The organism is Candidatus Poriferisodalis sp., from assembly GCF_965215815.1.
Lineage (GTDB): Bacteria > Actinomycetota > Acidimicrobiia > Acidimicrobiales > Poriferisodalaceae > Poriferisodalis.
This window is the reverse complement of sequence record NZ_CBDCEO010000013.1, coordinates 485,791-505,356: the sequence shown is the minus strand read 5'-3', so window position 1 is coordinate 505,356 and position 19,566 is coordinate 485,791. Positions and strand designations below refer to the sequence as shown.

The window sequence follows — 19,566 nt, the reverse complement described above, 5'->3', positions numbered from 1 at the left end:
CGAACGTTTGTGGTCACAGAACTAGCGCGGGGCGCGCCTTCCAGTTCCCGGCGATGCAACAATCGCGGCCTTACCGGTACCGGAACACGACCACGGAGGGACTGCCATGAACGAGACGACCCATTCTCCGTCCAATCGGTCTCCGTCCAATCGGCCGCCGTCGGGCCACTGCCTGTGCGGCGGCGTGAGCTACGAGGTGCACGGCCCCATCCGGCCCGTGTGGAACTGTCACTGCTGGCGCTGCCGACGCTGGACCGGTCACCACATGGCCGCGACGGGATGCAGGCGCTCTGATCTTCGGCTCTTGTCTGACACCACCCTGGTTTGGCACCACCCGGCCGACGACCCCAACGTGGCCTACGGGTTCTGCCGGGAGTGCGGCGGTTCGCTCTTCTGGAAGGTGATGGAAGGCTCGCCCGATCAGGTCGACGACATCGCCATCTGCGCGGGCACGCTCGACCTTCCCTCAGGCCTGCACACCGAGCGGGCCATCTTCGTCGACGATGCCGCCGACTATCACACCCTCGACCCAGTGGTCCCTGCCTGGAGTCGCGAGTCAGCCGAACGCGGCGAGTGAGCGGCGGTTTCGCTGGGCCCGTCCCGGCGTTGCATAGCGTGCCGCTCAGTTCGGATTCGGCTCCACCTCGACGATTGCGGTCACGGTCTTGCGACCCAGTCCAGAGACTTCGGCGAGTTGGCGGAACGAAGCGCCGACTCGATGGGCGACTCGAATCATGTCGTCTCGGATCGCAGCCTCCTTGAGTGCTCGCTCGGCGCTGAGACCGACCACGGCCAGCGCCGCACCGATCTCGCCTTCAAGACCGCTTCGGTACTTGTCCACGGCAGTTTCGGCTGCGAACACCTCTGCATCGCGGTAGCTCATGTTTGCTCCCGAAGGCCGACGGCCAACTTGTCACGGATTGCCAACAGGGTCGCAAGGCGCGGCGACAGATCACCCGCTGCCTCAGCGTTGTTCAGATGAGCCAAGACCATGCCCAGCAGTTCAAGGGCCTCCACCCGTTCAAGCTCAAGGTGAACCATTGGTCCAATAGTAACCGCTAATGGTTCGATATGAACCGAACCTCTTGCGCGCACCCCTCCCAGTCGCGCTGGCGAGACCGTTGCAGCCGCATGAGGATTGCGCGGCCTATCAGGTCATTTGATTCTGACTAACTTAGTCATATGAGTTCCGGTACCGTGTCTGTTTCCGAGCTGAAGGCGAATCTGTCCCGCTACCTGCGCGAGGTGCGGCGAGGCGGTGAGCTACAGGTGACCGATCGCGGCACGCCGGTTGCGAGGCTTGTTCCGCCCGCGGAGCCCGAGGACGAGCATCTCAGCCGATTGATCAAGTTGGGTGTGCTTCGAGCGGGGCAGGGAGATGCCGCGGCCGTGCTCGACGAGCCTCCCTTGCAGATCCCCACCAGCCTCACGGACGCGTTGGCCGAGGAGAGAGAGGATCGTGCGTGAGGTACTGGGATACCTCGGCGCTCGTACCGCTCGTCGTTGCCGAACCGACAACTGACGCAGCGCGGTCGTGGCTGCGTGAGGACGGCGTCATCGCTACCTGGGCATGGACGCGAGTAGAGATCACCGGCGCCGTCGAGCGGCGTACGCGCGATGGCGATCTGTCACGGGAGCAGCGCCGCAGCATCATGAGTCGCCTGGACGGATTCAGCGCGACATGGCACGAAGTGGTCGAGATGCTGGCCGTGCGGTCGCGTTCGATGTCGGTGCTGGCACGGCATCCGCTTCGGGCGGCCGAAGCCGCCCAGCTCGGCGCGGCATTGCATGTTCAAGAACAGCTCGGTGCCCCTTTGCAGTTCGTGAGTCTGGACCGACGTCTCGCCGAAGCAGCCGAGCGAGAAGGACTTGCCGTCGTCTCGGCGTAATCGGCCAAACCGGGGGGCTGTCGCCGCTGGACGGGTCATTCTGAGCGGGCCATATTCGTCGACGATGCCGCCGACTATCACACCCTCGACCCGGTGGTCCCCACCGGGGACCGCGAATGGACTGATCATTCCGGGGCTCTGATCAGGGGACCACGTGGACGAAGCCGGCCGCGGCGAAGTCACCGTCGAATGCAAGGGCTTCGCGCAGTCGCCGCTGGCGCATCACTTCGAAGCTCGTGGCGTCCACGAACGAATAGCTTCGTTCGTCGCGAATCCGCAGCCAGCGCATTGCGCGTTGTTCCAGGTCCTCGGTGACGTGCGTCACGACGAGTCCGTGCCCCGACCGGAGCGTTTCGATGCGATCCAAGTAGGCGGTGCCGTAGGCATGTCCGGCGCGGCGTCGCAGGAACGTCCATGTCTCGCCGACGACGTGATTCGTTGTGAGCATCTGCTCCGTCCGGCCGAGACGAGCGAGCATCGCCATTGCATCAGCGTGCCGAGTGTCCGATGGCAGCGCCCAGGCCACCCACCAACCCGTGTCGGCAAACTTCACGAGCCGTAGAGCAGGTCGTCGATCTCGCCCGGCTCGACGCTCAATCCCTTCGGCCCGAAGCCTGCCAATGCTGTCCAAGGATCGTCGGGGTGTGCGGGCTCGCTGTTTTGCAGCATATGAAACAGACCTCGGCGAATCAGCTCAGACTTGGAGATGCCACGCCGCTTTGCTTCAAGTCGCGCGGCATCGTCGAGATGCTCGTCGATGGTGATCGAAATCGTCTTCACACGTCAAATTATATATATCAAACGTGACATGCATCCCATATGTCCACGATGGCTTCGTGCAACGTCACCAAGGGCGACGGATATCGACGATGTCGCTGGTGACCTCGTCAGAGGCAGTGAACAGCGGTACTCGCAGGTGCTCGGCCAAGACGAGCGCTGACCACGAATCCAGGGTGTCGACTGCCTCAAGACCCGCGCGTGACACCGTCGAAGCGACCAGAGACCGCACCGGAAACCACTCGTCGACGACCGAGATCGCCAGGCCGATTTCCGCTTCGACTGCAGCCGCGCGCCCGAAGCTACGGGCAGCGAGATAGCGGCCGACAGTCACCGAGCTCCAATCGAGTGCCAGCACTTCAGCGTTCTCAGGCGCGTCGCCTTCGAGCATTCCTGCTGCGACGAGCATGCCGCCGGCGTCGCAAACGACGCTACGCAGCATCGATGTCGCGGAGCTTGCGGCGTATGGCCTCGAATTCCGAACGGCTCATGGTGTGGGCTCCGGGCGCCAACTCTTCGGGGGATGGCCGCGATGCGACACGCGTCAACTGGTTGCGAAGGTATTGCTGCATGGACAGTCCCGCCGCGGCCGCCTGCTGCCGAAGCCGCTCGCCGACTTCGTCATCGAGATCCTTGATGTTGAGGTCCATAGACATGATTCTACCAGAATGGTATAAGTCGGTTGAGCGCCATCCTGGATCCGTTGCTGTTCATGCCTCAGCTGACGTGGCGGGCGTCGGGGGTGCGGTTGGCGAGGTTCGCGATGGCAGTGGGGGTGGGGATTCCTTCGGTCAGGTCGGCTGAGGGGGTGGGCATCTCGAAGCGGGTCGTGAACGGCACCACGCCGGCCCACCAGTTGCCCGCCATGTCCTCGGCGTCGTCGACCGGGTCGCCCGTGCGGACCTTGGCCGATGCCTCGGCCAGCGGCAGCTCGAGCACAAGCGTCGCCCGCAGGTCCGCATCGCTTGGCGGTCGGGAAGTGTCCCAGATGGCGGCGATGTGATCGGTCACGAGCTTCAGGGCACGTTCCTTGGCTGCCGCGTCGTCGATGCGGCGGGCGAGGCCTCGCACCACGACGCAGCGGTAGTTCATCGAGTTGTGGAACGGCGTACGAGCCATCACCATGCCGTCAAGGTGCGTCACCGTCACGCAGATCTCGGCGCCTCCGCCGGAGTTCAGCAAATGGTTCGCAAGTGCCCCATGCAGGTACAGATTCTCCTCATCGCGCCCGTAGGCCATCGGCAGCACCAACGGCCCGTCAGGTGTGTTGACGCCGACGTGGGCAATCAGCCCGGCGTCGAGAATCTCCACCACTTCGTCATGGCCGTAGCGGCCGCGCTCGGCCATCCGCCGCAACTTGGTGCGTGTCGACGGAGCCTGCGCGCTGTTGCTTGAATCGCTCACGCCCGCACGGTACGCCGCGCGCCTGTACCCGGCGCGTTGATTTCCCCACGCTGTGGTTCGCCGCTGGCCGCAGGGCTTTCTCAGTCGAGCGGGTAGCGAGCTACATCGATCAGCCCCGCAATGTCCATGACGCCGATGTCGATCGCGCTCGTGTCATGCCTCCCAGTGCGGCACCCAGTCGCCGTCGAGTCGCAGGGACAGGTCCGCGTCGTCTTCGATGCGGCGGGCCACGTTCAGCTCTGCGGCATCGAGGCCGTAGCGCTCGGCAGCCCGTTCAAACGCTGCACGCGCGGCAGCCGTCATCGGCAGGTCGGCACCGACGGCCGACTCCAACTCGGCCACCAGCCCAAGGTCCTTCACGCACAGGCCCAGCGAGAATGACGGGTCGTAGTGGCCGGCGAAGATGCTGGGTGCGTCGTGCCGGGCCACGAAGCTGTCGGCGACGCTGTCCTTGATGGCTTCCCACAGGTCGCCGAGCTCGACCCCGTTGCGAACTCCCACGGCCAGCCCTTCGGCCAGCGCGGCAGCTCCCACGAACCAGAGCTGGTTCGTCACCAGCTTCACCACGCAACCGGTGCCCAGCGCGCCGCACTCGATCACGCGCCCCAGACGTTCGAGCAGCGGGCGTACCCGCTCCACGGTCTCGGCCTCGCCGCCGGCGAACAGCGTGAGCGTGCCGTCGCGTGCGCCATCCACGGCTCCGGTCACCGGCGAGTCCATCACCGCAACACCCGCCGGCGCCTCTGTGGCCAGGCGCTGGATCAACTGGGGGCGGCTGGTGGTCAAGTCCACCCAGATCGAACCTGCTGACAGCGCTGCGAGCGCCCCGGCGTCGCACATCACCGTCTCGACGTGTGAGGGAGCCGGTAAAGAGGTCAACAGCACGTCAACTCCAGCCGCTGCCTCTGCAGCCGAGCCGACAGCAGACGCTCCCGCTGCAACAGCGGCGTCCAGCGCGCCTGCTTCGAGGTCGAAGGCCAGGACCTGGTGGCCGGCACGAGCCAGGCGGGCGCACATCGGCCCGCCCATCGTGCCCAATCCGACGAATCCGACTGTCTCCATCGTTGCTGCGTCCTCGCCGCCGCTCTCCGCACCAAACACTAGTGTTTGCTCTGACCCGTGGTCCCGAATTCGTGCTCCGCGGGGCCGCCGCAAGCCTCCCATCATTCCCGGTTGCATCGGCCGCTGTCGCATCTGACCGACCTGCCCACTCCCACGAGGTGCGAAGGGTCTCGCGCTTAGGATGACCGGCGCCCCGCAACCCTGGGAGGCGTGCCATGAAGTTCGGGATCTTTTACGAGCTCCAACTGCCGAGGCCGTGGAACGACGACTCCGAGTACGTCCTGTTCCAGCAGGCGCTCGACCAGATCGAGCTGGCCGACAAGCTCGGCTACGACTACGCGTGGGAAGTCGAGCACCACTTCCTGGAGGAATACAGCCACAGCTCCGCGCCCGAGGTGTTCCTGGCCGCTGCCAGCCAGCGCACCAAGAACATCCGCCTGGGTCACGGCATCATCCAGCTCACCACCAATCACCCCGCCCGAGTGGCCGAGCGTGTCTCGACGCTCGATCTCGTCAGCGGAGGCCGGGTCGAGCTGGGACTCGGCGAAGGCTCGTCGGTCACCGAGCTGCACCCCTTCGACCGGCGCTTTCGTGACAAGCGCGAAGTGTGGGAAGACGCAGTGCGCTGCCTCATGCCCATGTTCAGCAGGGTCAACCACACCTACGACGGCGACCTCTTCAAGTTCCCCGCCCGCAACGTGGTGCCCAAGCCCTACCAGAAGCCCCACCCGCCGCTGTGGGTGGCGTGCAGCCAGCTCGACACCATCGTCATGGCGGCTCAACGGGGCATGGGTGCGCTGGGCTTCTCGTTCGTGTCGGCAGACGCCGCGAGGGCCTGGGTGAACGCCTACTACAACAACTACCTCAACCATCTCGACCTGCTCTGCGACTACCAGACCAATCCGGGTGTCGCCGTCGTCAGCCCGTTCATGTGCGCGCCGACCGACGAAGAAGCTCAAGCCAAGGCCGAAGGCTGGACCTTCTTCCAGTTCTCGCTGGTCTTCTACAATTCCCACGGCCCGGTGGAGCCGGGCTCGGTCAACCTGTGGGACGAGTATCAGGAGTGGAAGAAGTCGCCCAAGGGGCAAAAGGCCAGCAACAACGTCGGCCTGGTGGGCTCACCCGACACGATCCGCCAGAAGCTGAAGATGTACGAGGAGGCTCACGTCGACCAGCTCATCTTGCTGAACCAGGCGGGCAAGAACACGCACGAGGACATCTGCTCAAGCTTGGAGCTGTTTGCCGACGAAGTGATGGGCGAGTTCCACGAACGCGACGCCGAGCATCAGGACTGGAAGTCAGGCGTGCTGGCCGGTGATGTGCTCCTCGAAGACATCGACACCGACATCTACCAGGTGATCACCAACCAGACGCCGGTCGAAAAGCGCACCGAGATCGAGCGCAAGCAGCGCGAGGCCCGCTCCCGCCAGGCAGTCGGGCTCAGCTAGCCGGCTGGGTGAAATTGCGGTAAGTCTGCGAACAGAACCCGTCCACCGCGAATCTGTGCAAAAAAGCCCTCTCAGGGGGTAAAATTGCACACAGAATACGTGGTGGCCCGTTGGGCAGGTGCTGATCTCTCCGCACCGGCGCTCAGCAGCCGGCTCTGCGCATGAGTTAGCGGCTGTGCAGCCAGTCGGCGATGGCTTGGCCGATCTCGTCGGGGCTGTCTTCCTGGCAGAAGTGATTGCCCACCACGACCACCTCGGTCTGGTTCGGCCAAGTGCGGCAGTAGTCGAGCTGCGGGCCGTTCAGGATCGCGCCCGGATCTGCGTTGACCAGCAGCTTCGGCACATCAGAACCTGAGAGCCACTCGCCGTAGTCGGTCACAATCTGGGTCACGTCGGCTGGCTCGCCGTCGATCGGGATCTGCCGCGGCCACGTCAGCGTGGGACGCCGATGCTCGGGCTCGACGAACGGGCGGCGGTACTCGTTCATCTCCTCGTCGGTCAGCTTGCGCTGGATCGAGCCGGGCAGCACCGCCTCCACGAACAGGTTCTTCGTGATGACCATCTCCTCGCCGGCGGGGGAGCGGAAGCCCTTGAAGATGCCGGCGGCGGCCTCGGGCCACTCAGCCCAGGTCATGGGGCACACGATCGCCTCCATGTAGACGAGGCCGGCCACGCGGTCACGGTGGCGGTTCGCCCAGTCGAAGCCCAGCGCCGAACCCCAGTCGTGGATCACGAACGTGATGTTGTCGCCCAGGTCGAGCTGTTCGAGAAGGCCGTCGAGGTACTCACGGTGCTCGACGAACCGGTACGAGTCGGGCCCGGTGTCGTCCAGCTTGTCCGAATCGCCCTGGCCGATCAGGTCCGGAACGACGACGCGGGCATGCGGTCGCACGTGAGGCACGATGTTGCGCCACAGGTACGACGACGTCGGGTTGCCGTGCAGGAACACGACTGCATCGCCGGCTCCGGAATCGTGGTACGCCATCCGCTTGCCATTGACGGTCGCGTAGGACTTGGAAAGCGGTTCCGCAGAGAGGGTTGCCATCGGTGCTCCTTCGGTTGGCCGGATCGGCGCCACATCATGCCCGACCCACCCCAACGCTGCACCCGTCCCCAGGAAGCTCGTCTACTGCGTCTGATGGTTCAGACGCCTAGCGGCGCCTACTGTGTCTGATGGTTCAGACGCCTAACGGCGTCTACTGCGTCTGATGGTTCAGACGCCTAACGGCGTCTGAACAGGAGCTGGAACTCCATGATGCCGTGGTCTTCGGCGGAGAGGACGACCGGCACCTGCGGCACGGTCACGTTGAAATCGGCGAGCGTGACCTCGACAGAACCCACCACTGCGATGACGCTGCCGACCAGCTGCGCTTGGATGTCGATGGCGACGGGTCGGGTGATGCCGTTCACGGTCAGATCGCCGGGCGCTGACAGCATGATTGCTGTCCCTGTGACCGCGGCGCCTTCGATGTCCAGCTCCTCGGTGAGCGAGAACGTGGCGGTTGGATGCTGGGAAGTGCCCAGAGCTCGTTGGACCGCTCCGTCCCGACGCCTGTCGTCAGTCTGGAGCGTGGTGAGGTCGACCTCGATCTCCACTGACGTCACGTGTTCTGAGACGATCTCCATCGTGCCGCTGACGTGGCCGGTGCGCCCCACCGCAGTGAACGCGCCGATGCTCGCCAGCTCCTCGTCGACGCGGAAACCGGCGAACGAGCCGGTGGCCTCTTCCAATGGGACAGAACCCGTCTCGGCTTCGACAGCCCAGCCGCCGTTGATGTCATCGATCGTGGCAACGTCGTCCGAAGGAGAGGCTGCATCGGTGTCGCTGTCTTCGGGGACGACTACGACATATTCCTGGTCTCTGTCATGATCGCCGGCCCCGCCCTCGGGTGCTGCGTCACCGCTCTCATCATCTGCGGCAGCCACCGTGGTTGTCGCACCCGGTGTGGCGTCTTCTTGTACGAGCTCGGCGTCAGCGACCGCTTCGGCCAAACTGACTTCGGAAGGCGAGGAGCCCAGCACTCGCCAGACGCCGACCGCCGCCGCGGCGGCGACGATCACCAGCAGCACAACCACTGTCACGAGAATTCTGCGCCGGGGGCTCATGACGGGTCACGGTAGCTTGGGGCCGCTCATGAAACTGCGCAGCCTGAGAACCGGATTGACCTTCGACGACGTGCTGATCGTGCCGCAGCGCTCGTCGATCCGCAGCCGCAGCGACGTGTCGGTGCGTACCCGCTTGTCCCGCAACATCCAGATTGAACTGCCGGTGATCGCAGCCAACATGGACACGGTCTGCGAACACGAGATGGCAATCGCCATGGCCCGTCTCGGCGGCGCAGGAATCGTCCACCGGTTCATGCCCATCGACGCGCAGGCGAGCCAGATTGCTGCGGTGAAGCGAGTCGACGACGGGGCGCTGGTGGTCGGCGGCGCGGTGGGCACCGATCACGACATGGGCGACCGGGCCAAGGCCCTGGTTGCAGCAGGGGCCAATCTGCTCGTGCTCGACATCGCGCACGGTCACGCCGATCACGCCATCGAAGGCGTACGCCGTCTGAAAGATCACTTCGGCGAGGTCGACGTCATCGCCGGCAATGTCGCCACGATCGACGGTGCAATCGACATGGCAGAAGCTGGCGCCGATGCCATCAAGGTCGGCGTCGGACCCGGCGGGGTTTGCACGACACGACTCGTCGCGGGAGTCGGCGTGCCCCAGCTGACCGCGACCGACGACGTGGTCAACGGCTTGGTCGATGCCGGACTCGACGTCCCGGTCATCGCCGACGGCGGCATCAGGAACTCGGGTGACATCGCCAAAGCGCTGGCGGTCGGCGCTGAGACCGTGATGATCGGCAGCATGCTGGCCGGCACCAAAGAGAGCCCTGGCGAGGTCGAGCAGGGGCCGTATGGACTGCGCAAGCGCATCCGCGGCATGGCCAGCTTCGAGGCCATCGAAGCCAGGGCCGAACGCCACGGCGAGGAAATCGACGACGAGTACTTCGAGCAGCGGGCACCTGAAGGCGTCGAGGGCACGGTTCCGTACCGGGGTGAGGCCGGCAAGCTGATCGGCGAACTCATGGCCGGCCTCCGCAGCGCCATGAGCTACACCAACGCCCGCAGCTTGGCCGAATTCACCGAACGCGCCGAATTCGTTGCCGTGACGCCGCTCGGGTTGGTGGAGAACACGCCGCACGCCACCCTGTCCTTCTGACGGGCAGAAGCACCCGCCAGTCGAGGAGATGTGCCATGGCAAGCGAACCGTCCAAGGATCTCATCGCGCTCGACGATCCCTACCCGGACCGCGACTACGAGGTGCGCTGCACGACGCCCGAGCTCACGTGCGTCTGCCCTGTGACCGGGCAGCCCGACTACGCCACGGTCGAGATCGCCTACATCCCGGATCGCCGCATTGTGGAGTTGAAGTCGCTGAAGCTCTACCTGTGGAGTTACCGAGACGAGCCCGTCCACCACGAAGCCATCACCAACCGCATTCTGGACGACCTGGTTGCTGCCGTCGCACCGAAACAGGCAACCGTCGAGACGCGTTGGCTGGTCAGGGGCGGCATCACCACCACCGTCACTGCCCGCCATCCCGCGCAGGCGTCACTGGGCTGAATCGTCGGCACCTGACTAAAGGGTGCTCGGCAGCTTCAATACACTCGATCCGATGCCGTTGTTGGCGCCTGCCGACAGGCGCATACTGCGCGAGCTGCTCGTCCGTGGGGGTACGGCCGAGATCGGCGAGATCAGCGCGGCTGCAGCTCTGGACCTTCAGGTCGTACAGACGTCGTTGGGCACCTTGCAGCGGTCGGGCATCGTGGTGCCCGTGGGCTCGGTACCGGGGCTGCGAGGCGCTCGCTGGTCCCTGACCCAACACGGCATTGAAGTCGGGCCGTCGCTGGTCGGCAATGACCTCGGCGGCCGTGTGGGCAACCAGCCTGCTCCCCAGGCGGTCGACCCGGCGGAAGGCTGGGGATTCCCATGGAGGCCGCCGAAGTCCGAGGCACCGCTGTACGCGACGGGGTTGAGTCGTCGCGCCCGCCGGGTGGCGGATCGCGCTGTCATCAGCGCTGCGGGACGGCCTCACCGGCGCAGCCGTGGGGGCCGCTTGATCGCAGTGATCCTGCTGGCCGCGGCGACGATCGGGGTTGGCGTCGTGGCGGTCGGGGCGCTGCGCGTCACCGAGATCACCATCGGCGGCATCCATGAGGGTGCCATGTTGCAGCCCGGTCATCTCGAGGGAGCCGTCCTGGAATTCAGTGTGAACGGTGGTGACGTCGAATCGGCCCAAATGCTGCTCGACGGCTTGCCCGTGAGCGGCGTTCAGCGCTACGACAACCGGATCGTGTGGCCGGTGCCCGGGTTGACCGAGGGCTTGCACGTCGTCACCCTGGACGTGAGCCGGCGCTTCTTCGGGACGTCCCAAGCAGCGGTGACGTTCACGGTCGATGGGACACCCCCAGCAATCGATCTGCCGAGAGTTCACGACCCGGTGTCTCTGGGCGAGCCTGTGGTATTGGCCGGGTCTATCGAGGCCGGTGTGTCCCTGCGGATCGGCGATCAACAGCTCGACACGTCGTCTGGCTCATTCAGCCTCACCCTGTCGAGCCCGCCAGGCGGCCCACTCCCGGTGGTCGCGACCGATACCGCGGGCAACATCACGTCGTTCGACGTCATCGTGCCAATCGGCTATCCCCACACCACCGGTGTGCATGTCAGCGCCGCCGCATGGGATCACGACGGGCTCCGCTCGGGCATCGTGGAGCTCATCGAACAGGGCCGGATCAATACGGTCCAGCTCGACCTCAAGGACGAGAGCGGTTACATCGGTCACACGACGTCGGTACCGCTTGCGCGCCGGGTCGGCTCCTCGAAGGAGTTGTTCGACCTGCGGACCGCTATCGACGAGCTGCACGACATGGGCGTGCGTGTGATCGGCCGCATCGTCGCGTTCCGCGATCCGACGCTGACCCGATATGCGGTAGCCAACGGAAACTTGGATTGGGTCCTGCAAACGCCGGACGGCCGCCCGCTGTCCAACTACAACGGCTTCACCAACTTCAATCACCCGGTCGTGCGGCAGTACAACCTGGATATCGCCGCGGAAGCCGCCGCCGCCGGCATCGACGACATCTTGTGGGACTACATGCGCCGGCCCGAAGGCGACCTCGGCGGGATGAGGATCCCCGGCTGGGACGGCGGAGATCCTTCGCCAGTCATCGTGAGCTTCCTCGCCGAAGCAGGCGGGATGCTGCGCGAGGCTGAGGTGTTCCACGGTGTGTCTGTGTTTGGCATCTCGGCTCGGCGCGGCGAATTCATTGCCCAAGACATCGGCGCCATGTCGGATCACGTCGACTACGTGGCTCCCATGGTGTACCCGTCGCACTGGGGCCGGGGCGAGTACGGCGTCGCCCACCCTGAAGCGCAGCCCTACGACATCACCTATGCCTCGCTGGCCGATTTCCAGGTTGTGCTGGCAGGCACCAACACGGCGGTCGTGCCGTGGCTGCAAGACTTCTCGATGCGGGTCGACTACGGCCCCGACGAAGTCCGTGCCCAGATCGATGCCGCTCACGCCCTTGGGATCATCGACTGGCTGCTGTGGGACCCGACCGTGACCTACACGACCGAGGGCATCCCCGTTTCGTACCGCTAGCCGGCGCCGGCCTCAATCGAGGCTGGCTTAATCGAGGCTCGAGGCTGGCTCAGTCGAAACTGTCGCGCAGGCGGTATTTCTGGATCTTGCCGCTGGGCGTCATCGGGAACTCGTCCACGATGACGAGGTCTTCGGGCCAGAACTGGCGTGTCACGTTCTGAACGTCCAGGAACTCAGTGAGATCGGCGAGGCTCGGCGGATCGCCGACGGGCTGCACGAACGCGCAGCCGATCTCGCCAAGGCGCTCGTGGGGTTTCGCGACGATCGCCACCACGCCCACCGCCGGATGCCGCAGCAGGACGTCCTCGATCTCTTTCACTGGAACGTTCTCACCGCCGCGGATGACGAGATCTTTCGAGCGGCCGGCGATTGCGATGTAGCCGTCGGCGTTCATGATCGCCCGATCGCCAGTGTCGAACCAGCCGTCGGGCCAATGCTGCGAGGTGAAATCCCGACCGGCCATGTAGCCCGCGAACAGCGCCGAGCCGCGGCACTGCAAGTCGCCTTCAGCATCCAGCACCGGCTCGCCGATCTCGTCGACCACCCGCACCTCGTTGTCGTTCACGGCCCGGCCGTCGGTGAGACGGCGCTCGAGCGGATCGCTGGGCCGTCCGACGGTCAGCAGGCCGCATTCGGTCATGCCCCAGCCGGGCAGCACGGTGCATTCCGGCAACAGCTCAAGTGCCCGTTCGAGCATCGGGCGGGGGATTGCCGCGCCCGCGCACAGGAATCGCTGCCACGAGGACAGGTCGTGATCGGCCAGGCTCTCAACGTTGAGCACATCGGCCAAGAACGGAGTTGCGCCCATCGACAGCTGGATCCGGTGCTTCTCGACAAGGCCCACGAACTCGACGGGATCCCACACGTCCTGAAAAACGACGTGACCCCCGACGTGCAGCGGCAGCCGCATCCCGTACAGGTAGCCCGTCTGGTGGCCCAGGGTGGATGCCATATGACAGACATACGCCTGCGGCGCACCCGCGCCCCGATGGGGCTGAAGCCCCTCGCAGACCGTGTCCAAGAAGGCGTCGACGGCCACCGCCAGGATGTTGTGGGTGTGCATGACGCCCTTGGGCACCCCGGTGGTGCCTGAGGTGAACATCATCTCGCAGACGTCGTTCGGACCCGGCCGGCACAGGTCGACAGCGGCGCGGTCGTAGGACGAGAACCGGCCTTCCTCGATCAGGTCCTCCCAAGTCATCGCGTCAGCGGGCAGCCACGATTCGTCGTCCGCCGAAGTTGACGATGCGGTCGACGGTCCTGGCACCACCACAAGCTCAGATACCCACTCGCAGCGTTCGCGGAGCTCGGCGTGCATCTGCGCCAGCCCGAAACCCCGGTAGCTGTCGGCGGTGATGACGACCAGCGGACGACCGAGTTCGCTCATGACGGAGACTTCGTTGTGCCGGAAGATCGGGGCAACCGGATTGACCACCGCGCCGATGCGATCGCACGCCACTGCCGCTACGACAAAGTGGCGCCAATTCGGCAGCTGCAGCTGCACGACCACGCCAGGACGGACGCCGATCTCCAGCAGGCCCTTGCTGGCGGCGTCCACCTCGGCGCCGAACTCACCCCAGGTCATGGTGCCGAAGCGGTCGGTAATGACCGATTCGTCGGACCGCTCAGCGGCCCACCTTGTGACTTGGTCGTCGAGCAACTGGTTCGACCAGGCCCCCGATGCAATCAGCTCGTCGACGCGACCGGATTCGAGCGTGGTCTCAAAGAACCGTTTCGCTGTCATTTGATCTTCACCCCTGCGTTTGGGCGAGGCCGGTTACTGGCCGCGGATCCGCGGAAGCACTTCAGCGGCCATAAAGCGCTCGCTCTCCTCTATGTAGTGCATCGGGGAGGCTGCGCTGAGCACGACGGTGCGCGCCCCGGCGTCGATGTACTCGCGCAGGCGTGCAACGCAGCGGTCTGGGTCGCCGGCGATGGCGAACTTGTGCACGAGCTGGGAGAAATCCTGGGCGTACTGCTTGGACAGCCGTTCGGCGGCGTACTCGACGGCGGTGTCGTTGTCCTCATGGCAGCAGAAGAACACGAACATGCCCGATTCAACCGGTGTGGGGTTGCCCTCGTCCTGCCGGTACCCCGCAATTGCTTCGATCGATTGCGCCAGGCGTTCGGGCGTGTACATGTACGGCAGCCAGCCGTCGCCGTAGCGAGCCGCGCGCTTCCACGCAGCGTCTTGGCGGCCCGACACCCAGATCGGCGGCGGCGAGGCGGGCTTGGGCGCGAGCGTCACGCCCGACAGCGTGTTGAAGCGCCCCTCGAAGGTCACATTGTCCTCTGTCCACAGCCGCTGGATGATCTCGAGCGCCTCGTTGGTGCGGGCGCCGCGTTCACGCACCGGCACGCCGCAGGCTTCGAACTCGGAAGGCATCTCGCCGCCGACCCCCACGCCGAGGTGGAATCGCCCTCCCGACGCCACATCCAGCGCCGCGCTCAGCTTGGCGCACAGCGCAGCCGGGTAGAGCGGGATGAGCGTGATGGACGACATCAGCTTGAGCGTCGTGGTGGCACCTGCCGCGACTGCCAGCGAGATGAAGGCGTTGGACGTCGGCACGTGGAAGAACACGTGCTCGCCGGTGGTGGCGTAGTCGTACCCGAGCGCCTCGATCTCGCGGGCTTGGCCGGCGATGTCGTCGCTGCGGCGGATCGCCAGCCCGAACTCGATCTTGCCGTCGGCCGGTGTGCTGTCGCTCATTGCGTCCCCTTCGTCGGTTGTCGAATGCCTACAGCGGTGGTGTGACAGGCATCCGCGGCGTCCGCGAGCGCACCGTTGCGGTCGGGCCGTCCTCATCGTGCGAGCAACGCTTCGCTCGCGTCCGATGCCGTGCGCGACGGTAGCCGCGGGTGATAGGCCAAGGCCGTGAGCACTACAACTGACACTGCAACCACTGTCCAACAAGCCCGCGTCGACACGCTGCTGGATCGCTGCAAGCGAGAAGTCGAATCGGGACTCCTGCCGAGCTGCCAGGTGGCCGTCGGCTTCGGGGGCGAGATCGTGGCGCAGGCCACCTACGGCGACGCCACCGACGACACTCGCTACTGCATCTTCTCGGCAACCAAGCCGTATGTGGCTTCGACGATGTGGCAGCTGATCAGTGAGGGAACGGTGGAGCTCGATGCCACCGCGGCCAGCTATGTGCCGCCGTTCGGCGAGAACGGCAAGGACCAGATCACCGTCGAACAGGTGATGTTGCACATGTCGGGCTTCCCGCATGCGCCGCTCAAGCCGCCGCAGTGGGATACCTCTGAGTCGCGGCTCAAGGCCATGGCGAACTGGCGGCTGAATTGGGAGCCCGGCACCAGGTACGAGTACCACCCCACCTCCGCGCATTGGGTGCTGGCTGAGATCATCAACGCGGTCACTGGCAACGACTTTCGCGACGAGGTGCACAGCCGGGTCACCGGGCCGTTGGGTTTGCCTCGCCTGCTGGGTCTGGCACCCAAGGACCAGGACGGCATCGCCGAGCTGATCCTCGTGGGCGAGCCGGCCACACCCGACGAGCTCGAGGCGACGTTCGGCGTCCGCGAGCTGCCGATGACCGAGGTCACCAACGAAGCGATCCTGCGCTTCAACGAGCCGTCGGTGCGCGAGGTCGGTGTGCCCGGCGGCGGGGCGTTCGGCACCGCCGTCGACGTGGCGCTCTTCTACCAGGGCCTACTGGGCAACCCGGATGGACTGTGGGATCCCGAGATGCTGGCCATCGGCACCGGCGAGGTGCGCAACACCCTGCCCGACCCGATGGGCATGCCCGCCAATCGCTCGATCGGGCTCTTCCTGGCAGGCGACGACGGGATGTCGAACATGCGCGGGCTGGGCCGCACGGTGTCGCCGATGGCCTTCGGACACAACGGCGCGGGCGGGCAGCTGGCCTGGGCCGATCCGGCTACGGGCCTGTCGTTCGGCTACACCACCAACGGCTACGACGAGCACGAGGTGCGCCAGCCGCGCCGCGATACGGCGATTGGCAGCCTCGCCGGTCTGTGCACGACGCCCGCCTGACCGCAGGCTTGCCAAGGGTGTGACCGTCCAGCCTCACCGCCATCAACAGCTACGCCGGCCTGTGCACGGCGCCGTGACGGCCTGAGGCGCCGATTTCGCCCAAGAGCGAGCACGGGGCGTGGTAGCAACGGGGGCGATGCGGCTCCTCGTTCTCCAGCACATCGACTGCGAGCATCCGGGCCGGCTGCGCGATTTCCTGCGGGCCGACGACGTCGAGTGGACCGCGGTGGAACTCGACGAGGGCGAGCCCATCCCGCCATTGGAGGACTACGACGCCATGTGGGTGATGGGCGGCCCGATGGACGTGTGGGATGTGGAGGATTGCCCGTGGCTGGTGCCCGAGAAGCGGGCCATACGTCGCTGGGTGCGAGAGCTGCAGCGTCCCTTCCTAGGGCTGTGCTTGGGGCACCAATTGCTGGCCGACGCTCTCGGGGGGACCTGCGGACCGCAACGCCCGCCCGAGATCGGGGTCTTGGCTGTGGAACTCACGCCCGAAGGTCGGGACGACTCGATCTTCGACCAGATGGGAGACCGTCAGTACGCGCTGCAGTGGCACTCGGTGCAGGTGGCGCAGCCTCCCGATGACGCGGTGGTGCTCGCAAGTTCACCGCAGTGCCGGGTGCAGGCGATGCGAGTCGGGCCGCATGCCTGGTCGATGCAGTACCACGTGGAGGTTGAGGACGACACGGTGCGCAACTGGGGCGAGATCGACGTCTACCGCGAAGCCCTGGAATCGACGCTGGGTCCCGGCTCTCTGGATGTGCTCGCAGCTGACACTGATCGCCGCATAGACAGCTTCGCCGCCGACGCCGAGCAGCTCTACCGAAATTTCATGGCGGCCGCAGCTCGCTAGTGCTGTGTCCGCAAACGTTCGCCCTGTAGCCAGGTGTGGTCGTGTGGCTGGTGTCGCTGGCGTTGGTGGGTGTATCGCCAGGTGTGGTCGTGTGGCTGGTGTGGCTGGCGTTGGTGGTGGTGTCGCTGGCTGCGAGGGGTGGGTTCACGGGGGTCCTGTCGCAGTCGTGTGGCTGGTTTGGCCGGTGGTGTGGGTGCGGGGTGTGGTGGTCCATCGGCGGGGTGCGAGGCGCCGCGCTAGGCGCTCGTTGTTGTTGTGGAGCTTGTTGTGGCAGTCGCCGCACAGGGCTGCGAGATTCGGGACGTCGGTGGTGCCGTTGTCGGCTGCCCATTCGTCGACGTGATGATTGCGGCAGCGGTGCATGGGTGCGCGGCACAGCACGCAGCCGCGGTCGCGTATTGCGACGGCGAACTGCTGGGCGACGCTGGCGTGTCGGCGGCTGCGTCCCAGCCACAGGATCTCTCCGTTGGTGTCGAACAGTGCGCCGCTGATGCGCGTGTCAGGTGAGAGGTTGTCCAGGATTGATGGCGGGACTGGTCCGGCGCCGAGGAGTTCGCAGGTTCCGTCGGGTTTGGTGCCGTCGATGACGCCGATTTCGGCGATGATCACGAGCTGGTTGGGTGCCTGCGCAGGCCGCCACCGATCGACTGAGCGATCCGCCGGGCTTTCCGAGGCGACATCGCCGTCCCCGCCCAGCATCGCATCGCTATCCCCGCCGTCTCGGCGGAGTTCGGCTTCGCCGTTGTGGCCGTGTGCGGCGGGATGCTCGATGGCGGCCAGGGCGTTGCGGTCGGTGACGATCTCGAAGAGGCTGTCGGCGAGACGCTGGCGGTTGTCGCGGATCTGGTTGGGTGTGCCGTCGCGTCCCCCGTCGAGACGCCACAGGGCGTCGTTGTAGTTCTCGAGTGCCTGACGCACCAGCGCGAAGCTGACCGGGTCGAACTCGGCGTGCAGCACACCCATCCCGCTGGACTCATCGACAAACAACGAAGCACAGCGCTCACGGCGCTGACGACCCAGCTCGGACTCAGCAGCAGCGGGATCGTGGCGGGCCGCGAACTTGCGGGCCTGATCGCGCAGTGTCTCGGGCGACACCACCGCGGCGGCTTCGAGCAGCTCTGCCGCAGAATCGACCGCATCAGGGCTGGTGCGTCTGGCAGCGTCGGCCAGCACCGCCGCGTGCTCGACGTTCAGCTCGCCCACCGCGAGGCCGCGAGCCACGTTCGGCATCTGCGCGACCTGCTCGCCGACCTCCACGGTGCGCTTGGCTTCGCGTTTGCTCACACGCGCCCGGTCCCGCAACGCGGTGCGGCCAGAACCCGCACGGGCGGCCTCGAGTGCGGCGGTCGCAGCGAGCAGCACTGCGTCTGTGGCTGAGCGCAGCCGTGCCGCGGCGGCGATGACATCAGCGAGCGTGTCGCAGCCGGCATCGCCTAGCGGCACCCGCGACGCTCTAGTGACCACGTCACGCGCCCCGCACAGAACCGACAACACGCCCTCAACCGACAACACTGGCCCAACCGGCAACACTGGCTCAACCGGCAACACTGGCTCAACCGGCGACACTGGCTCAACCGGCGACACTGGCTCAACCGGCGACACTGGCTCAACCGGCGACACTGGCTCAACCGGCGACACTGGCTCAACCGGCGACACTGGCTCAACCGGCGACACTGGCTCAACCGGCGACACTGGCTCAACCGGCGACACTGGCTCAACCGGCGACTCCGGCTCAGCCGGCGACGACAGCGCGGTCGGCAGGGCCACAGCCGCGCCGCTCACCGGTACGGAACCGGTCGGCGTTCCCGCCGCCAAATCGCTGCGAACGTCTGAGCGCTTCATGACAATGACTGTAAACATGGGGTGTCATACGAAAGCCTCGAAATGACCTCCCCAACGGCATCACCGCACCCATGCCGACACCTGCTCCACCCGACACCTGCGCCACCCCGACACTGAACTCTGCGTCAGGTCTGCGCAGGCATCAGATCAGCGATAGTGCGAAACGTGATCGAAACGCGTCGCTGGCGCTTGATCTTCTGCCCGTTCCATACGTCCGAGTGTCGTTTGGCGATGCCGTGACGCCAAGTTGACCGTGCATCGCCACGCATGAGGACGAGGCTGCGTGGCTCCTATCGCAGAACGTATTCGTCGCCGGTTGAGCCACAGCAGAAATCCAAGCGGCGATAGTTGCATGCTCATGCCCGCAAGACCCAATATCCCGCCTGCACTTTCTACAGGTCGGTGTATTCCTTCCGCTGTATGCGGCCTTCGCGGCTGCTCGACTCCGAAAAGCGCCTCCGAACTTGGACCTTGACGTCGTCAACCCTTCGCCTGATCCCGACCTGGTCAAGTCTTTGGCCAAGACCAGGAAGTTTGGACTCGAGGCTGTAGATGTTGATCGTCGTGGTGTGTATGAGTTCAACAGCGCGATCAACGTCATCGACGGTATGACCCAC

At 65.6% G+C, this 19,566-nt stretch carries 22 protein-coding genes; 9 read left to right on the top strand and 13 right to left on the bottom strand.

The window, feature by feature from the left end; all coding sequences use genetic code 11:
- Window positions 1–106 precede the first annotated feature (106 nt).
- Window positions 107–577, top strand: a complete 471-nt coding sequence (locus ACOOHB_RS12135; protein WP_420445101.1) for a GFA family protein — start codon at window positions 107–109, stop codon at window positions 575–577.
- 45 nt (window positions 578–622) lie between these two features.
- Here the strand turns inward: ACOOHB_RS12135 and ACOOHB_RS12130 are convergent, their stop codons facing one another.
- Window positions 623–883, bottom strand: a complete 261-nt coding sequence (locus ACOOHB_RS12130; RefSeq protein WP_420445100.1) for a hypothetical protein — start codon at window positions 881–883, stop codon at window positions 623–625.
- Entirely contained in the window at window positions 880–1,041 is a 162-nt protein-coding gene (locus tag ACOOHB_RS12125; RefSeq protein ID WP_420445099.1) for a hypothetical protein, read from the bottom strand. The genes ACOOHB_RS12130 and ACOOHB_RS12125 overlap by 4 nt, the downstream gene beginning before the upstream one ends.
- Window positions 1,042–1,182: 141 nt before the next feature.
- Here ACOOHB_RS12125 and ACOOHB_RS12120 point away from each other — a divergent pair, with 141 nt between their 5' ends.
- Together ACOOHB_RS12120 and ACOOHB_RS12115 are read left to right on the top strand one after the other, a co-directional pair.
- Window positions 1,183–1,467 carry a type II toxin-antitoxin system Phd/YefM family antitoxin gene (locus tag ACOOHB_RS12120; RefSeq protein ID WP_419921104.1) on the top strand — a complete coding sequence of 95 codons (285 nt, stop codon included), beginning with the start codon at window positions 1,183–1,185 and terminating at the stop codon, window positions 1,465–1,467.
- A complete protein-coding gene (locus ACOOHB_RS12115) occupies window positions 1,464–1,889 on the top strand; it encodes a type II toxin-antitoxin system VapC family toxin (RefSeq protein ID WP_420445098.1) in 426 nt (141 codons plus the stop codon). Before ACOOHB_RS12120 ends, ACOOHB_RS12115 begins: the two co-directional genes overlap by 4 nt.
- Before the next feature lie 142 nt (window positions 1,890–2,031).
- On the opposite strand, the gene ACOOHB_RS12110 is transcribed toward ACOOHB_RS12115, so the two are convergent.
- From ACOOHB_RS12110 to ACOOHB_RS12085, 6 genes are all read right to left on the bottom strand, one after another.
- Entirely contained in the window at window positions 2,032–2,442 is a 411-nt protein-coding gene (locus tag ACOOHB_RS12110) for a type II toxin-antitoxin system VapC family toxin (RefSeq protein WP_420445097.1), read from the bottom strand.
- On the bottom strand, window positions 2,439–2,669 hold the full coding sequence (locus ACOOHB_RS12105) for a CopG family transcriptional regulator (RefSeq protein ID WP_420445096.1): 231 nt from the start codon (window positions 2,667–2,669) through the stop codon (window positions 2,439–2,441). The genes ACOOHB_RS12110 and ACOOHB_RS12105 overlap by 4 nt, the downstream gene beginning before the upstream one ends.
- Window positions 2,670–2,733: 64 nt before the next feature.
- On the bottom strand, window positions 2,734–3,108 hold the full coding sequence (locus ACOOHB_RS12100; RefSeq protein WP_420445095.1) for a hypothetical protein: 375 nt from the start codon (window positions 3,106–3,108) through the stop codon (window positions 2,734–2,736).
- Window positions 3,098–3,316, bottom strand: coding sequence for a FitA-like ribbon-helix-helix domain-containing protein (locus ACOOHB_RS12095; protein WP_420445094.1), 219 nt, complete (start codon window positions 3,314–3,316; stop codon window positions 3,098–3,100). Before ACOOHB_RS12095 ends, ACOOHB_RS12100 begins: the two co-directional genes overlap by 11 nt.
- Window positions 3,317–3,383: 67 nt before the next feature.
- Entirely contained in the window at window positions 3,384–4,070 is a 687-nt protein-coding gene (locus ACOOHB_RS12090; protein ID WP_420445093.1) for a pyridoxamine 5'-phosphate oxidase family protein, read from the bottom strand.
- A gap of 153 nt (window positions 4,071–4,223) precedes the next feature.
- A complete protein-coding gene (locus ACOOHB_RS12085; protein ID WP_420445092.1) occupies window positions 4,224–5,132 on the bottom strand; it encodes an NAD(P)-dependent oxidoreductase in 909 nt (302 codons plus the stop codon).
- A 215-nt stretch (window positions 5,133–5,347) separates the two neighbouring features.
- Between ACOOHB_RS12085 and ACOOHB_RS12080 the strand changes: the two genes are divergently transcribed.
- Complete coding sequence (locus ACOOHB_RS12080; protein ID WP_420445091.1) at window positions 5,348–6,580, top strand: LLM class flavin-dependent oxidoreductase; 1,233 nt, start codon at window positions 5,348–5,350, stop codon at window positions 6,578–6,580.
- 166 nt (window positions 6,581–6,746) lie between these two features.
- Here the strand turns inward: ACOOHB_RS12080 and ACOOHB_RS12075 are convergent, their stop codons facing one another.
- Window positions 6,747–7,625 (bottom strand): haloalkane dehalogenase, encoded by an 879-nt coding sequence (locus tag ACOOHB_RS12075; protein ID WP_420445090.1) that lies wholly within the window; start codon window positions 7,623–7,625, stop codon window positions 6,747–6,749.
- A 176-nt stretch (window positions 7,626–7,801) separates the two neighbouring features.
- Entirely contained in the window at window positions 7,802–8,686 is an 885-nt protein-coding gene (locus ACOOHB_RS12070) for a YceI family protein (protein ID WP_420445089.1), read from the bottom strand.
- A gap of 28 nt (window positions 8,687–8,714) precedes the next feature.
- Here ACOOHB_RS12070 and guaB point away from each other — a divergent pair, with 28 nt between their 5' ends.
- From guaB to ACOOHB_RS12055, 3 genes are read left to right on the top strand one after another with little or no spacing between them, the layout of a single operon-like run.
- Window positions 8,715–9,794: an IMP dehydrogenase gene (gene guaB, locus ACOOHB_RS12065; protein ID WP_420445088.1), complete on the top strand. Its 1,080-nt coding sequence runs from the start codon at window positions 8,715–8,717 to the stop codon at window positions 9,792–9,794.
- 35 nt (window positions 9,795–9,829) lie between these two features.
- Window positions 9,830–10,198, top strand: a complete 369-nt coding sequence (queF, locus tag ACOOHB_RS12060) for a preQ(1) synthase (protein ID WP_419554409.1) — start codon at window positions 9,830–9,832, stop codon at window positions 10,196–10,198.
- Between the two features lie 52 nt (window positions 10,199–10,250).
- Window positions 10,251–12,239 (top strand): putative glycoside hydrolase, encoded by a 1,989-nt coding sequence (locus tag ACOOHB_RS12055; RefSeq protein WP_420445087.1) that lies wholly within the window; start codon window positions 10,251–10,253, stop codon window positions 12,237–12,239.
- 49 nt (window positions 12,240–12,288) lie between these two features.
- Here ACOOHB_RS12055 and ACOOHB_RS12050 read toward each other — a convergent pair whose 3' ends face one another.
- Window positions 12,289–13,983, bottom strand: a complete 1,695-nt coding sequence (locus ACOOHB_RS12050; RefSeq protein WP_420445086.1) for an AMP-binding protein — start codon at window positions 13,981–13,983, stop codon at window positions 12,289–12,291.
- A 33-nt stretch (window positions 13,984–14,016) separates the two neighbouring features.
- The gene (locus tag ACOOHB_RS12045; RefSeq protein WP_420445085.1) at window positions 14,017–14,949 is read right to left on the bottom strand and encodes an LLM class flavin-dependent oxidoreductase; all 933 of its coding nucleotides are present in this window, start codon (window positions 14,947–14,949) and stop codon (window positions 14,017–14,019) included.
- Between the two features lie 165 nt (window positions 14,950–15,114).
- On the opposite strand from ACOOHB_RS12045, the gene ACOOHB_RS12040 reads away from it, so the two are divergent.
- Window positions 15,115–16,254, top strand: a complete 1,140-nt coding sequence (locus ACOOHB_RS12040) for a serine hydrolase domain-containing protein (protein WP_420445084.1) — start codon at window positions 15,115–15,117, stop codon at window positions 16,252–16,254.
- Between the two features lie 136 nt (window positions 16,255–16,390).
- On the top strand, window positions 16,391–17,107 hold the full coding sequence (locus ACOOHB_RS12035; RefSeq protein ID WP_420445083.1) for a type 1 glutamine amidotransferase: 717 nt from the start codon (window positions 16,391–16,393) through the stop codon (window positions 17,105–17,107).
- Between the two features lie 144 nt (window positions 17,108–17,251).
- On the opposite strand, the gene ACOOHB_RS12030 is transcribed toward ACOOHB_RS12035, so the two are convergent.
- Window positions 17,252–18,949 carry an HNH endonuclease gene (locus ACOOHB_RS12030; RefSeq protein ID WP_420445082.1) on the bottom strand — a complete coding sequence of 566 codons (1,698 nt, stop codon included), beginning with the start codon at window positions 18,947–18,949 and terminating at the stop codon, window positions 17,252–17,254.
- Window positions 18,950–19,566 lie beyond the last annotated feature (617 nt).

Bases quoted from the DNA above. Each gene is read 5' to 3' on its own strand.
- ACOOHB_RS12080 (WP_420445091.1), top strand. From the start codon at position 5,348: ATGAAGTTCGGGATCTTTTACGAGCTCCAACTGCCGAGGCCGTGGAAC.
- ACOOHB_RS12135 (WP_420445101.1), top strand. From the start codon at position 107: ATGAACGAGACGACCCATTCTCCGTCCAATCGGTCTCCGTCCAATCGG.
- guaB (WP_420445088.1), top strand. From the start codon at position 8,715: ATGAAACTGCGCAGCCTGAGAACCGGATTGACCTTCGACGACGTGCTG.
- ACOOHB_RS12030 (WP_420445082.1), bottom strand. From the start codon at position 18,949: ATGAAGCGCTCAGACGTTCGCAGCGATTTGGCGGCGGGAACGCCGACC.
- ACOOHB_RS12055 (WP_420445087.1), top strand. From the start codon at position 10,251: ATGCCGTTGTTGGCGCCTGCCGACAGGCGCATACTGCGCGAGCTGCTC.
- ACOOHB_RS12070 (WP_420445089.1), bottom strand. From the start codon at position 8,686: ATGAGCCCCCGGCGCAGAATTCTCGTGACAGTGGTTGTGCTGCTGGTG.
- ACOOHB_RS12050 (WP_420445086.1), bottom strand. From the start codon at position 13,983: ATGACAGCGAAACGGTTCTTTGAGACCACGCTCGAATCCGGTCGCGTC.
- ACOOHB_RS12100 (WP_420445095.1), bottom strand. From the start codon at position 3,108: ATGCTGCGTAGCGTCGTTTGCGACGCCGGCGGCATGCTCGTCGCAGCA.
- ACOOHB_RS12085 (WP_420445092.1), bottom strand. From the start codon at position 5,132: ATGGAGACAGTCGGATTCGTCGGATTGGGCACGATGGGCGGGCCGATG.
- ACOOHB_RS12125 (WP_420445099.1), bottom strand. From the start codon at position 1,041: ATGGTTCACCTTGAGCTTGAACGGGTGGAGGCCCTTGAACTGCTGGGC.
- ACOOHB_RS12035 (WP_420445083.1), top strand. From the start codon at position 16,391: ATGCGGCTCCTCGTTCTCCAGCACATCGACTGCGAGCATCCGGGCCGG.
- ACOOHB_RS12095 (WP_420445094.1), bottom strand. From the start codon at position 3,316: ATGGACCTCAACATCAAGGATCTCGATGACGAAGTCGGCGAGCGGCTT.
- ACOOHB_RS12130 (WP_420445100.1), bottom strand. From the start codon at position 883: ATGAGCTACCGCGATGCAGAGGTGTTCGCAGCCGAAACTGCCGTGGAC.
- ACOOHB_RS12120 (WP_419921104.1), top strand. From the start codon at position 1,183: ATGAGTTCCGGTACCGTGTCTGTTTCCGAGCTGAAGGCGAATCTGTCC.
- ACOOHB_RS12075 (WP_420445090.1), bottom strand. From the start codon at position 7,625: ATGGCAACCCTCTCTGCGGAACCGCTTTCCAAGTCCTACGCGACCGTC.
- ACOOHB_RS12045 (WP_420445085.1), bottom strand. From the start codon at position 14,949: ATGAGCGACAGCACACCGGCCGACGGCAAGATCGAGTTCGGGCTGGCG.
- queF (WP_419554409.1), top strand. From the start codon at position 9,830: ATGGCAAGCGAACCGTCCAAGGATCTCATCGCGCTCGACGATCCCTAC.